Raw genomic sequence first — 13,391 nt, forward strand, 5'->3', positions numbered from 1 at the left:
CACTTTATCCCGAGCCTGTTTTGGCAATTTGATCTTTGGAGGAGACAGCGATGAGGATTCTGAAATTATCTGCGGCCGCAGCTGCGCTGCTGGCCGGTACGGCGCTCGCGATGGCGCAGTCGAGCTCGACGGTCGGCACTGGCGGCTCGTCAGCCGGCGGTGGCACCAGCAACTCGACGATCGGCACGGGTGGTTCATCGGCAGGTTCGGGCAGCGGCTCGGGCTCGGCATCGACGCTTGGCACCGGCGGCTCGTCGGCCGGCGGCGGCACCAGCAGCTCGTCGATCGGCACCGGCGGCTCTGCTGCGGGCTCCGGCAGCGGCTCAGGCTCAGCCTCGACGCTCGGCACTGGCGGTTCGTCGGCGGGTGGCGGCAAGAGCTCGTCCAGCGTCGGCACCGGCGGCTCTGCGGCGGGCTCCGGCTCCAACTCGGCATCGACGCTCGGCACCGGCGGCTCCTCGGCCGGCGGCGGCAAGAGCGGCTCGACCGTGGGAGCGGCCGGCTCCTCCGCGGGACATGCCAGCGACATGGGCATGGACAAGGGCAAAGGCCACCACAAGGACGAGATGAAGAAGGACAAGGACTGACACATCCCGGCCGGCGGAGCGGCAGCAATGCCGCTCCTTCGTCCTTCCTGAGGAGGACTGGCATGAACAGATCAATCGTTGCGATCGCAGTTTTGACTTTGATGAGCAGCGCCGCCGTGGGGGAAACCATGCAGAAAACCGGCAAGACCGCGTCCGGCGAGACCTGCCGGGTCACGGTGGAAAAACATCCCGACGGCAGCATTACCGCGCTGGGGTCATCGGGTTCCGGCACAACCGGCTCGACCTCATCGAGCGGCTCGCTGTCGAGCTCGAGCTCGGCCGGCGGATCGTCGGTGCACGTCCAGGCCGGCGGCGGCAACGTGTCGAGCTCATCCTCGACGGCCGGCGGCCCGGGTTCGACCAGCGCGAGCACCGTCACGGTCAACGGCTGCACCATCTCGACATCGTCGCCATAGCAAAAGGATTTCACAGATGAGAATGTTGATCGCGACCTCGTCGCTCGCACTCCTGCTCGCCGCCGCCTCGCCGTTGTCGGCGCAAACCAGCGTGACCGGCGGCACCGGCGGCTCGGCTGCGGCCGGCGGCACCTCGGCCAGCACGCTCGGCACCGGCGGCACGTCGACGTCGGGCTCCGGACAGACCGGCTCGTCCATCGCAGCCGGCGGCAGCGCCGCGTCCGCCAACGGCAAGGCGCAGTCCGGCACAAGCATGAACAAGGGCAACGGTCCGGTGCTCAATTCCAATGCGCGCGCGCAGGCGCACGAGGGTGGCACGTTCAGCCGCTCCCACACCCGCACGAAAGTGAAGGCGGGCGAGGAGGTCGGGTCCACCACCAAGACCATGTCGCACGTGCCGGGCTCCAAGCCGACCATGTCGACGACATCGACCAATTTGCGCTGAACCATCCTCACGAGACTGCTGCCCGCGATTTGCGGGCAGTTTTTCTTTGTGAGCAGGTTTTTCTTAGTGAACGGATCAACCGCCGCTGAGCGTGCGGCTGACGCGGGTCACGAGCGCATCCCACTGCCGCTTTTCGGCGGCGGGATAGTTGATCAGCACGCAATGCACGTAGCGACGGCCAAAGTTGCAGCGGTCGTACCAGATCTTGCCGCCCCGGGTGCTGGAGACCACGAAGAAACGCGGCGTGATGCGCTTATACGTGATCCCCGATGGCGGATTCTTCCGCGCCAGGAAAGCGGCCGGTGAGCTGCCGTCGTTGGGAACGGCCTGCACCGTCAAATCCGCGCGGCCGTCGCTGGTCCGGTACTGCATGCCATAGCCGTCGGGCTGGCCGGCTTGCTCGGTGAAGATCGACGAGGGAATGTCGACGCTGGTCCCGGTCTCGGGAATACGATAGCCGCTCCAGCTCTCCGCACCGGCAGCAGCCGGCAAGCTACAGAGCATCACAAGGATGGTGGCAATCTTTTTCATCGTATGGCCCGGTTTGCGCTGGTGGGCCGACAACGTGGGGAAACGCCGGACGTTCCTTTCCGCGGCATGAACGCGCGTTGCGCCGGACGTTGCAAGCCGGATGACGACGGACCCTCTCAAGCCGCGAGCGTCTCGTCCACGCGTCCAAGAGCCCGGCGAAGAGCCGCAAAGCAGTCCGCGTCGATTTGGGTGCCGATCATCTCCGACATGATCGCAAGAGCTTTCGTCACCGGCATCGCAGCCCGATACGGCCGGTCCGCGGTCAGCGCATCGAAGATATCCGCGGTCGTGATGATTCGGGTGTCCAGGCAGATCTGGTCTCCCGCGAGCCCGCGGGGATAGCCTTTGCCGTCCAGCCGCTCGTGATGCGCCCCGGCGATCGGAGCGAGATCGCCAAACGCGCCGATGCGCGACAGGATCGCTTCCGAATGCGCGGAATGCTTGCGCATGATCTCCCATTCGTGGTCGTCAAGCTTACCCGGCTTGTCGAGGATTGCGTTGCTGACGCCGAGCTTGCCGATGTCGTGCAACAGCGCGGCACGCTTGAGCCAGCGTCGCCGCTCGGCAGTGAACTCCAGCTGCTCCGCGATCATGTCGGTAAACAGCGTGACGCGCTCGCTGTGGCCGCTGGTGTAGGGACTTTTGGAATCGACCACCTGGGCGAAGGCCGCCGCGATATCATCCAGATAGTCCTCATCCACCGGGACGCTCGCTTGCTGCGGCAGCAGAGGAACAGTCTCGGACCCACCCTCAGTGCCAAGCATGTCCCAGAATCCAGGCTGCGCCGCGATGCGCTCAAAAGCGGCGACCAGCTCTGGATCGAACCAGGTGCCGGCTCGATTCCGGGCCTCACGAAGGGCGGCTTCGGGACCGTTCGCGATGTAGAACACATCGACCACCTGGGCCAACAACGCGAGGCGGGAATAAATCGGGACGGCCGCGCCGCGAAGGCCGAGCGGCTTGCCGCCGCCATCCCAATGCTCATCGAGGTTTTTGATGCCCTCCGCGACCGGCTCGGAGAAGCGCATTTTGCGGGCGATGTCGGCGCCGCGATGGCAGCGCGTCTCGATCAGTTCGCGAGCGATCTCGCCGCCGTTCTGGAAGATGTTGACGATGGCGCGAAACCGTTCGGCCAGGCCCGCTTTCAGCCCGGTATGGCCCAGCACGAAGCGCAGCGCCTGCGGCAGGCTGCCGTCAATGAGCTTGAAGTCCTGCTTGAAGGAGAGATCATCGGTCAGATACAGCTCGCAGATGCGCGCAGCGTTGCTGCTGCAGCCGAGATCCTTCAGCAACAGCGCGTAGTAAAGTTCGACGATCTCGTCCTCGTCGAGGCCGATCTCCCTGCCGATCAAGACGCCGATGCGGCTGCATCGCACGCAATGTCCGGCCGGCTGCCCCTCGGAGAGATCGAGTGCGTGGCTCAGCGCACCCAGCAGTTCAGAAAGCGTGATCCGATCGAGCGGCTTGGGGGCGTGCAGGATGGGGTCCATCGACGGGGGCTCCGGGGCTGGTTCGGCCTGTGAAGACGCGGATCACATCACCAGCCGATCAACTGATCACCAGAGGATTAACAAGAGGTTTGTTTGGGGGTGATCCATTCGAAAGTCGCCCCCTACGCCGACCGCTTCACGCTTTTTTCATCTCACCGGATGGATGTCGCGAACGGTCAGCGCAGGTCCTATGCGCTACTGTCCATGGCCGCGACCAAGGACGCGATCTCGATGGTCGCGAAATTGCAGAAGGTGTCGGAGACCGCATAGGGGAAGATGATCTTGTCGCGGTGGCGCATCGCGCCGCAGGTATAGACGACGTTGGGAACATATCCTTCGCGTTCGGAAGGGTCCGGGCGCAATAGTGGCTCGCGCAGGCGACCGAGCACCTTCGAAGGGTCCTTCTTGTCCAGCAGCGCAGCCCCGATCGAATATTTCCGCACAGGGCCGACACCGTGCGTCAGCAGTAGCCACCCCTCATCGAGCTCGATCGGAGATCCGCAATTGCCGATCTGCACGAACTCCCAGGGGTATCGCGGCTTCAGAATCGGCTGGCCCCCATCCCACGTATGCAGATCGTCGGAAAAGATCAGATAGAGGTTCTCGTTATCCTGGCGCGCGATCATCGCATATCTGCCCCCGATCTTGCGCGGGAATAACGCCATGCCCTTGTTGCGCGCGGCATTGCCCTTCAGGGTCGACAGCCGGAACGATACAAAATCGGACGTCTCGATCAGCTCCGACCGGATCGCCCGTCCGCTATAGGCAGTGTAGGTCGCGTAGTAGATCGTCTCGCCGGCGTTGCTGAATTGCACAAAGCGGGCATCCTCGATCCCGTTCGACTGCGCTTCGGTGATCGGAAAAATCACCCGCTCGCTCAGATCCTGGCCGGCCGCGAAAGTAACAGCAATCTCGTCGCCGCCGGCGCCCGATGTCAGCCTGACGAGATCGGGGCTGGATGCCAGACGCACCGTCGGGTCGATGGTCACGGTCCCGTCTTCCGCAATAAGCCCCGAGCGAAATGTCAGCGAAGACACATGACCCTCGCCGACCGCACGCAGACTCAGGACGAAGCGGAGGCTGCCTTCCGGCGTTCCGGATTGATCGGGATGTGGCACGATACTCGGATTGAACAATGCCGAGGCCTCAAACGAATATTCGTTGAGAAAATAGGCGCCCGCGAGTTGGCGCTGCACCTGCGTGAAGACAGCATGGTCGGCCAGCGCCTCTTCCATTTCCGCGGCGCGTGCCTCGAAGGTCCGCAACAGATTGCGGTGACGGCCGAGGAAGTTCTCCAGAACGTCGGCCAATTGCCGTCCAGCGGTCTCGGGATCGAGCGCGAGGACCCGTTCGACGATATGGTTGGCGCGGGTCTTGTCCGTCGGATTGAGGTCGCGCGGCTCTGTTGCCGGCTTGAAGGGCCGGACGATGACACGGGTCGGATCAGGCCGCAGCTGAAGGGCTTGGCGTTTGAGGAAGGGAGATTGCGACAAAACGGCCTCGATGGGTTGAAGGATGAAATCGTAGTCCTGCTCCGTCAAGCGACGAGAGGAGCAGGTTTGGCCCGGCTTTCGCTGAGGCGGGCAATTTGCCGAATCTCGGAAAGACCAAGCAAATACGACACCACGGATTCCCCTCCCCGATTCTCATTGGGACGGTCGGGGTGCAGGCCATCCCGGCAGCTTCCGGTTTCCAGATCGACCAGCGAGGCCGACAGATCGTTGCTGCCTAGAAACCACGCAAAGACCCGCGCGGCTTCGGCTTTCCACTCGACATCGTGATCGGCCCGCCACGCAGCGAGGCATGCCGCGATGGTCGCCGCGGCCTCCAGCGGCTGCTGGTCGAAGGCTTGCGACGGCTGGCGTCGATCGCCAAATCCCGCTGTGCCGATCGGGCGGAATTGGCCTTTTGCTGAGGTTTGGCGCTCCACAAGCCAGCGCAACGACTCCAGACCGATATTGACATAACGCGATGTCTTGCTCGCCAGGCCGGTCATGATCAGCGCCTGGGGCAAGCGGGCGTTATCGTAGGCCAAGCCGTCCTCGAACCAGACCCAATCGCCGGTGGCCACGGTGTCGAAGATCAAGACCAACCGATCGGCAAGCACGGCACGCAGGCGGGTCGCCTGGACATCGTCCGGGACCGCCGAGCAGTAAGCATCGAGGCCCAGCAATACGAACGCCCACGCACGGGGCGAACGAAAGCTTTCCACTGTCGCCATCGCTTCGGAAAACAGCGCCGCGGCCCATGAGCGCCGCGACGGGCTGGCATCGGTCAGCGCGCACACGCCCAAGGCCCAGAGCGTGCGTCCGTGGCTATCCTCCGACCCCCTGTCCTCCAACCAGCAGCGGTTGAAGCCCATGAAATTGCGAAATCGTCGTGTATCCGGATTCCAGGCGTGCTGGACAAAGGCGGCAAATCGCGCCGTCAGGACTTCCGGCAGCCGCTCTTCGCCCGGATTGTTGAGCGCACAGGCCACGAGCAGCGCCCGGGCGTTGTCGTCGACGCAATAGCCGTGGGCACGATCCGGCACGCTATGAACGGCATGCTGAAACAATCCCGTGTCGTCACACATCGACAGGAAATGACCGAGCTGCATTTCCGGCGGGGCGCGGCTGTCGCGCAGCAGCGTACCAGTATCCGTGCGCGCAATGGTCTTGAGCCGATGCCGTCGGCCGGCGTTCTCGAAGACCGACATATAGCGTTCGGCGGTTCTTTCCCACGTCATCGCGCGGCTGCTCGAATAGGCGCGCTTGCGCATCGCCTGCCGAAGCACGTCGTTGGTGAGCAACTTGGCGATTTCGACGCCGAGCGCGGCCGCATCGCCAAACGGAACCAGGATGCCGCGGCCATCGGCCAATAGTTCACGGGCATGCCAATACGGGGTGGAAACCACGGCTTTACCGAGGCCGAAACTATAGGCCAGCGTGCCCGATGTCATCTGGGCCTCACTGAGGTACGGCGTCACGTAGACGTCGGACATCGAGATGAACTCGAGCAGCGTTTTCTTGTCGACGAACTGATCGAGGAATACGACGTGATCCTCGACGCCAGCTTGGCGCGCATGCGCCATCAGGGCCTCCCGATAGGCTTCACCCCTGTCTCGCACGAGGTTGGGATGCGTCGCACCGAGCACGACGTAAACGGCGTCGGGTCGGGTCTTCAGAATCGAAGGCATCGCATCGATCATGACTTCGATACCCTTGTTCGGCGACAGCAATCCGAAGGTCAGGATGACCGACTTGTTGCTGAATCCGAGCGCAGCCTTGGCCGCGTCGGGTTCGACGAACGCAAACTCCGGGATACCGTGCGGGATGATTTCGATCTTCTCGTCAGCCACGTGATAGACGGAGCGCAACAACTCCCGACCCTTTTCAGCCATCACGACGACCTTGGACGAGCACTCGACGATGCGCGCGATGACATCGCGCTGAGCCTCTGTCGGCTCGGACAGGACTGTATGCAAGGTTGTCACGATTGGTATGGTCAGGCGCGACAAGAGCGCCATGATGTGGCCTCCGGCTTCGCCGCCGAAAATGCCGAATTCGTGCTGCAGCGAAACCGCCTCGAAGCCGCCGGCGTTCAGATAGGCGGCCGCGCGGGCATAATCATCTTGCCGGTTGTCGTTGATCTCCAGGCCCACGGTGGCAGGATAATCGTAGACTTGGCCGTGATCCGTCATCGCCACGATGACGGTCTCCAGATCACCCCGGGACGCCGCAATGGCGCTCTGCAAGTCGGTGGTGAAGGTCGCAATGCCGCAGCGGCGGGGAAGCGAATTGCCGATGAATGCGATACGATTTACGGCAGCCAATTTGGCGTCTCCGATTATTTGAGCGCGGCGGTCTCGAAGGGAGACGGGACCAGGGGGCTGGGAAAGGCGTGCGGTACGCGACTGGCGCTGGTGGCGCTGCGCTTTATCAACGCAGCAGGGTTTATCTTCGGGCCGGGATAGGCCAGCAGCGCCTTCAACCCGTTCGCACCGACCTCGATTTCCGCATGGTCGGCTTCCAGGAAGAACGCCTCCCCCGGCGCCAGCCTGGTCGAACCGAGTTGGGCGTGGCCTTCGATCGCCAGCAGCCAGGTCTCTTTCGGTGCGTCGAGCATCCAAACGGAGCCTGGAGCGAGGTCAGTTTGCTCCAGCGCAAAATAGGAATTGACCGTCAGGACCGTTCGCGCGGCGCTCAGGCGCTTGGAAGGCATTTGGATCCCGCGTGGGCCCGCCGTCGCCACCGCGACGGCATTGTCGATGTGCAGTTGGCGCTCGCGTCCATAGTCGAACAGCCGGAACGTGGCGTCGCTGTGCTGCTGGATTTCGACGAGCACGATGCCAGCGCCGATCGCATGGACGGTTCCAGCAGGAATGAAGATGACGTCGCCTGGATGAACCGGCTGCCAATCCACGATATCGGCGATCGAGCCATCGGTGATCGCGGTTCGCAACTCGGCGGCGGAGCGCGGATGGTTCAGCCCCACCGCGACCCTGGCACCGAGGATCGCGGAGACGATGTACCAGGCTTCGGTCTTGCCGTTGGCAAGCCCGATCGAGCGCGCGAACGCATCATCCGGATGAACTTGAATCGACAGCGGCTCGGTGGTGAAGAGCATTTTGAGCAGCAACGCCGTCTTCGGCGCAGCAAGGCCCGGACGCTCGAACCACAATTCCCCGATCGGGCCGTCGCTCGTCGACGCCAGGCTCCAGGGCCGCAGATCGAGACTGCCCCAGGGCTTCGGCTTGGTTCGCACGATGGCATGTTCGATCGTCAAGCGGGCCTCCCAAAGGCAGTGCGATCAGTCGTTGACCGTTCGTGCCGGGCGCGGGCCGGTCCAGGGCGGAAGCGCATCCCATTCGGCCCTTCGCATGCGGCGCTCTTCATCGCCGACTTTGACGAAGACAAACGGAGCGTCGTCCTGCCCGGTCTTCGATCCCGTGAATGTGGCCGGAAGCCCGTTCGAATTTCGGATCGTTGCTGTGTTTGCCACGTAAACCTCCTGACGATCTGCGTGCGAGATCGCTGCTGCAGATCAATTGAAAATGGATTCCGATGCATGAAGGGCGACGCAGTGACCCGCACCGGCGCCGGAGATACCAATCAGTCCAGGAGATTGGCATTTTGAGATATCGGACATCCGACCGCCTGCGTGGTTGAGGCGGGAGCGCAATGCTCTCAGTCACCGATAACTGCCAAGGGCGGGCGGCGATATCGGTATATAGGAACGCCGTCGCCCAATAGCGAGACGAGCGCATCAACCAGATCGGCTTTATTAGCTGTATCTTTGTGTTGGCGTTACTCTATGGTCACACGGCCTGACGTCTGAGTTGACGGGGCTCATCGCTCGATTTCAATACTGGCCGGCTGATCCCCCTCTCAGAAGGGTTTTCGGCAATCGGATGTCGCATGGTTTCAACGGATCGTTTCCGGCAAGAGATTCGATCCCGGCTCGAATTGGCGAATGCGCAAGGCCGCCAGAACCTGACCATCGAGTGTGGCGAACTTTACCGGTCCATGAGCCAGCTGCCCATTTTCAATCGATGGATGATCTTCTGCTGCAATGCTATGCGCGCGGAAATGGCCTTGACCGATCATTTGATTTTCGATGACAGGAACGAAAGTCTGCTGACCGTTCACTATGCATTGCCGCGTCAATGCCGACCAAAATCGACCCAGGCACGATCGAAGTAACGCGTTTCGTTGATTTCGATGGCGAGTCGGTCGTTGCTGCGGTGGCGGCTACTGAGAGTGGACGCCCTACGCCGACCGCTTCACCGCGGTTGCGCCGGCCGGTGCAATGTCGAGACGAGCCAGCATCGCCTGCGCCTGCTCGGCGCAGTGCTCGATCAGCCAGCGTTCGAACGCTACGGGCGCGAGCGCGGGCGCGTAGAGGAAGCCTTGCACAACGTCGCAGCCGAGTTCGGCCAGCACCTTGCGCTGCGCCTCGGTCTCGACGCCTTCGCCGACGACGGTCATGCCGAGGCCCTGCCCGACCCGCACCACGGCGGTGGCAATCGCGAGCGCGCCAGCGTCACGCTCGATGTCACGCATGAAGCTGCGGTCGATCTTGAGCTCGCGGATCGGCAGATGGGCGAGCCGGCTGAGGCTGGAATAGCCGGTGCCGAAATCGTCCACGGAAAGCCCGACGCCGAGCTCCCGGATTGCGTTCATCGTCTCGAGCGCGGCGACGCTGTCCTGCATGAACGCGCCCTCGGTGATCTCGAGCATCAGCGCGTCCGCCGGCAGTTCGTATTCGGCGAGGATGTCCTTGAGCCGCGCGGCCAGCGTGACGTTGCGGAAATTGATCGGCGACAGGTTCACCGACACGGATGGAATGTCGAGCCCGGCGCGGCGCCAGCTCGCCATCTGCCGGCAGGCCTCGCGCACCGACCACAGGCCGATCTGCTCGATCAGGCCGCACTCTTCGGCGAGCGGGATGAATTTTGCCGGCGAGACGTCGCCGAGCTCGGCATCATGCCAGCGCGCCAGCGCCTCGACGCCATGGATCGCGCCGTCGCAGCTGCGGATCTGCGGCTGGTAGCGGAGGGTCAGCGCGCCCTCGGCGATGGCGCGGCGCAGCGCCGCGATCAAGGCCAGCCGCTGCTCGGTGAGCCCGTTCATCTCGGCGCTGAACAGGCGATGGGTCGAGCGTCCCGCCTGCTTGGCCATGTACATGGCCGCGTCCGCCTGCTGCATCAGGGTGTCGATGTCGGTCGCATGATCGGGATAGAGGCTGACGCCGATGCTCGCCGACATTTGCAGCTGCCTGGAGCCGAGCCGCAGCGGCGCCGCCAGCGCTTCGGTGATTCCGGCCGCGACGCGCTCGGCACCCTCGGCGTTGCGCCGCGGCAGCAGGATCACGAATTCGTCGCCGCCGAGCCGCCCCAGCATGTCCTCGGGTCCGATCTGCTCGCGCAGGCGCTGCGCGAGCTGGATCAGGAGTTCGTCGCCGGCGGCATGACCGAGCGTGTCGTTGACGTCCTTGAAATGATCGACGTCGAGGAAGGCCAGCGCGACGTGGCTGCCGGTCGGGCAGGCATCGATGGCGGTGGTGATGAGGCGCCGCAATTGCGCGCGGTTCGGCAGGCCGGTGAGGATATCGTGATAGGCGAGCCGCGCGATCTCGGCGCGCGCTTCCTTGCGCTCGATCGCGAAGGCGCCGAGATTGACGCAGGCCTCGACGATGCGGCGGTGCCAATTGCTCGGCGCGCGCGGCTCCCGGTAGTAGAAGGCGAAGGTGGCGATGACCCGTCCGTCCTTGGCCTTGACCGGCGTCGACCAGCATGCGCGCAGGCCCATCGCGAGCGGCATCGCCTTGTAAGGCTGCCAGCGCGGGTCGGTCTCCAGATCGGTCGCCAGCACCGGCTCGCCGTAGAAGGCCGCGGTTCCGCACGAGCCGACATTGGGCCCGATGGCAACGCCCTCCAGTGCGCGGGAATAGTCCTCGGGCAGGCTTGGGCCGCCCAGCGGATGGATCAGGCCCGCGGCGTCGACGTGCAGCAGCGAACAGACGACGTCGGGCGCCATCTGCTCGACACGGCGGCACAGCCGGTCTGCGATCTCGCCGATCGGAACCTCATCAGCGAGCGCGCCCATGATGAGCTGCTGCAGCGAGTGCAGCTGCTTGGTCTCGGTGATGTCCTCGAGCAGCGCGAAGATGTGCTTGACCTGGCCCTTCCTGTCGCGGAAGGCATCGATGCGGGCGCAGACCCAGATCTCCTCGCCGTCCTTGTCATAGGCGAGCATCTCGACCTCGCCGCGGTGGCCGCCATCCATCAGGCGCTTGACGAGCTTCGCAACGGCCTTGCGATCGGTGTGGCGGCCGGCGATCAGCCCCCTGGCACGGCGGCCCTCGGCTTCTTCGCTGGTGTAGCCGAACAGCGTCGTGAAGGCGGCATTGACGTAGACGATGTTCTGCTCGGTGTCGGTGATGAGCACCGCGCGGTTGGTCTGGTCGGAGACGGCGTGGAGCAGCCCGATTCTGGCGCGGCGCTCGGCATCCGCGGTGACATCGCGCGCGAACACGATGCGGTAGGTAATGCCTTCACTTGCAATGGATGAAAGCGAGATGGCCGCGCGGATGCGGCTGCCGTCGTTTCGCACGAGGCTGATCTCGTCACGGAATTCTGCAACCGGATCGGCCTGAAGGCATTTGAGGGTGAGAATCTCGGCGTCGCGGCCGAGCACATCAGCGCGCGCGAGTTTCCAGATCCGCTCTGCACCGGCATTGAAATGCGTGATGCGATGCGCGCTGTCGACGATGACGATGCCCTCGTCGGCGCGTTCGAGCGCGGCCAACAGCACTTCCGGAGTTTCTGTCATGGCACGATCGGAGGCGGACATCGCTAGACCCGGAGGCATCGGGAAGATATGGCAACCGAGGCTAGCGCCGCGATGGTGTCCAAGACGTTTTTGCAGTCCGCTCGCACCGCGCCAAGACGCGACATGCTTAACGTTCCGCAAAAGACGCGAAGGTAATTCGGTGCGTACGGAACCTATTCGGCACCTGCGCCCGCCGGAAGCTTGCCGGCGACGGCGCGCACCTTGCGCGGCGCGGCTTGCCAGATCGAGAGCGCCGACAATCCGCTCACGATGATGGCAACGCCAAAGGCGAGCGTGTAGTCGCCGGCCCGATCATAAAGCAAGCCGGTGACCCAGGGACCGGCCGCGCCGCCGGCCAATGCCGCCAGCATGATCGTGCCGAAAATGCTGCCCTGGTGCCTGCCCTGAAAAATCTCGAAGACCACCGCGCCCATGATCGAGGTCAGGCCGTAGCCGAGCGCGCCCTGCGTGAACACCATGAGGTAGACCAGCCACAATGACGGCTGGAATTTCAGTGCGATCAGCGCGGCGAAAGAGATCGCAAAACCCGCGCAGCTGATCGCCCACACCCATTCCCGCCCGATCCGGTCGGAGACATGGCCGAGCAGGATCTGGCCGGGAATGCCGAGCAGGCTGACGATGCCGAGCGCCCACACCGCAACACCCGGGCTGAAGCCGATGTCGAGGAGGAATTTGGTCTGGTGCACCTGCACTGCGTACCAAATGTACAGGCCGCAGAAATAGCCGAGCGCAATCCACCAGAACCGCGTCGTGGCGACCGCTTTCCGGAGTGTCCATTCGGTCCCGGCCCAGACGGGATCGACGATGTTGGAGACGGGTTTTGCGGCGCCTGCGGCCGGCGCGGCATCGCCGTCAGGCCGCAGGCCGATATCCTCGGGGCGCCTATGCAGGAACAGATTGATCGGCGCCAGCACGATCAGGACCATCAAGCCCATCGCCGTGCAGGCGGTGCGCCAGCCGGTCCCTTCGATCATGTGCTGCACCCACGGCAGCAGCGTCACCGAACCGATGCCGACCCCGGCGAAGGCGATGCCGATGGCGAGGCCGCGCGTTCGGATGAACCAGTTCGGCAGGAACAGCGACTGGCCGGAATAGCCGAGACACACCGAGCCGGCGCCGACCATGACGCCGATGGTGACATAGAGATGCCAGGGCTCGCTCGTGAGCGGCGCGAGCAGCAGCCCGCCACCCATCAGAACGACGCCGAGCTCCATCACCGCGCGCGGGCCGGCGCGATCCATCAACCGGCCGATCAGCGGGCTGACCATGCCGGATACCACGAAGCCGAAGGAAAAGGCGCCCGCGGTGACGCCGCGCTCCCAGCCGAATTCGGAGATGATGGGAGGAAAGAACAGCGAGAAGGCGGTGCGCGCGTTGACGCCGATCGCCATGGTGACGAAGGTCACCGCGACCACGACCCAGCCGTAGAAGAACGGAAGCCGCATTGTGTATTTCATCCCTGGACGGTCCTTCCGACCATCCGGGACTGCCCGGGTCAAGCGTTTTTCGCGCATGCCCGTTGAGCGAGAGCGCGATCGCATTCGAGAGCGGTTTCCCCGCGGCCATCCTTCGAGACGCCCGCTTTA

Annotated in this window: 12 protein-coding genes; 3 read left to right on the plus strand and 9 right to left on the minus strand. The window is 64.0% G+C overall.

The genetic code is table 11. The features are described 5' to 3' along the window. Positions 1–50 precede the first annotated feature (50 nt). The 3 genes from BRA471DRAFT_RS27800 (at position 51) to BRA471DRAFT_RS27810 (ending at position 1,448) form a co-directional block, all read left to right on the plus strand. Positions 51–587, plus strand: a complete 537-nt coding sequence (locus BRA471DRAFT_RS27800; RefSeq protein WP_007613402.1) for a hypothetical protein — start codon at positions 51–53, stop codon at positions 585–587. 62 nt (positions 588–649) lie between these two features. After that, positions 650–1,003, plus strand: a complete 354-nt coding sequence (locus BRA471DRAFT_RS27805) for a hypothetical protein (protein WP_007600942.1) — start codon at positions 650–652, stop codon at positions 1,001–1,003. 16 nt (positions 1,004–1,019) lie between these two features. Beyond that, complete coding sequence (locus BRA471DRAFT_RS27810; protein ID WP_007613404.1) at positions 1,020–1,448, plus strand: hypothetical protein; 429 nt, start codon at positions 1,020–1,022, stop codon at positions 1,446–1,448. Positions 1,449–1,523: 75 nt separating this feature from the next. On the opposite strand, the gene BRA471DRAFT_RS27815 is transcribed toward BRA471DRAFT_RS27810, so the two are convergent. The 9 genes from BRA471DRAFT_RS27815 to BRA471DRAFT_RS27855 form a co-directional block, all read right to left on the minus strand. Next, a complete protein-coding gene (locus BRA471DRAFT_RS27815) occupies positions 1,524–1,979 on the minus strand; it encodes a hypothetical protein (RefSeq protein WP_007613406.1) in 456 nt (151 codons plus the stop codon). Positions 1,980–2,095: 116 nt separating this feature from the next. Continuing rightward, complete coding sequence (locus tag BRA471DRAFT_RS27820) at positions 2,096–3,469, minus strand: HD-GYP domain-containing protein (protein ID WP_007613408.1); 1,374 nt, start codon at positions 3,467–3,469, stop codon at positions 2,096–2,098. Positions 3,470–3,657: 188 nt separating this feature from the next. After that, positions 3,658–4,962: a glycoside hydrolase family 130 protein gene (locus BRA471DRAFT_RS27825; protein WP_035975183.1), complete on the minus strand. Its 1,305-nt coding sequence runs from the start codon at positions 4,960–4,962 to the stop codon at positions 3,658–3,660. Between the two features lie 44 nt (positions 4,963–5,006). Further along, the gene (locus BRA471DRAFT_RS27830; RefSeq protein ID WP_007613415.1) at positions 5,007–7,283 is read right to left on the minus strand and encodes a glycosyltransferase family 4 protein; all 2,277 of its coding nucleotides are present in this window, start codon (positions 7,281–7,283) and stop codon (positions 5,007–5,009) included. A gap of 14 nt (positions 7,284–7,297) precedes the next feature. After that, positions 7,298–8,236 carry a class I mannose-6-phosphate isomerase gene (locus BRA471DRAFT_RS27835; RefSeq protein WP_007613417.1) on the minus strand — a complete coding sequence of 313 codons (939 nt, stop codon included), beginning with the start codon at positions 8,234–8,236 and terminating at the stop codon, positions 7,298–7,300. Positions 8,237–8,260: 24 nt separating this feature from the next. Further along, entirely contained in the window at positions 8,261–8,452 is a 192-nt protein-coding gene (locus BRA471DRAFT_RS27840; protein ID WP_035974339.1) for a hypothetical protein, read from the minus strand. Positions 8,453–8,874: 422 nt separating this feature from the next. Continuing rightward, entirely contained in the window at positions 8,875–9,099 is a 225-nt protein-coding gene (locus tag BRA471DRAFT_RS38515; protein WP_157234102.1) for a hypothetical protein, read from the minus strand. A gap of 120 nt (positions 9,100–9,219) precedes the next feature. Then, entirely contained in the window at positions 9,220–11,805 is a 2,586-nt protein-coding gene (locus BRA471DRAFT_RS27850) for an EAL domain-containing protein (RefSeq protein ID WP_007613419.1), read from the minus strand. A 152-nt stretch (positions 11,806–11,957) separates the two neighbouring features. Further along, positions 11,958–13,250, minus strand: coding sequence for an MFS transporter (locus tag BRA471DRAFT_RS27855; RefSeq protein WP_088931182.1), 1,293 nt, complete (start codon positions 13,248–13,250; stop codon positions 11,958–11,960). Positions 13,251–13,391: the final 141 nt, after the last annotated feature.

It is taken from the genome of Bradyrhizobium sp. WSM471 (assembly GCF_000244915.1).
GTDB lineage: Bacteria > Pseudomonadota > Alphaproteobacteria > Rhizobiales > Xanthobacteraceae > Bradyrhizobium.

Excerpts from the sequence above, each read along its gene's own strand:
- BRA471DRAFT_RS27800 (WP_007613402.1), top strand. The coding sequence starts at position 51 with ATGAGGATTCTGAAATTATCTGCGGCCGCAGCTGCGCTGCTGGCCGGT.
- BRA471DRAFT_RS27805 (WP_007600942.1), top strand. The coding sequence starts at position 650 with ATGAACAGATCAATCGTTGCGATCGCAGTTTTGACTTTGATGAGCAGC.
- BRA471DRAFT_RS27810 (WP_007613404.1), top strand. The coding sequence starts at position 1,020 with ATGAGAATGTTGATCGCGACCTCGTCGCTCGCACTCCTGCTCGCCGCC.
- BRA471DRAFT_RS27815 (WP_007613406.1), bottom strand. The coding sequence starts at position 1,979 with ATGAAAAAGATTGCCACCATCCTTGTGATGCTCTGTAGCTTGCCGGCT.
- BRA471DRAFT_RS27820 (WP_007613408.1), bottom strand. The coding sequence starts at position 3,469 with ATGGACCCCATCCTGCACGCCCCCAAGCCGCTCGATCGGATCACGCTT.
- BRA471DRAFT_RS27850 (WP_007613419.1), bottom strand. The coding sequence starts at position 11,805 with ATGTCCGCCTCCGATCGTGCCATGACAGAAACTCCGGAAGTGCTGTTG.
- BRA471DRAFT_RS27855 (WP_088931182.1), bottom strand. The coding sequence starts at position 13,250 with ATGCGGCTTCCGTTCTTCTACGGCTGGGTCGTGGTCGCGGTGACCTTC.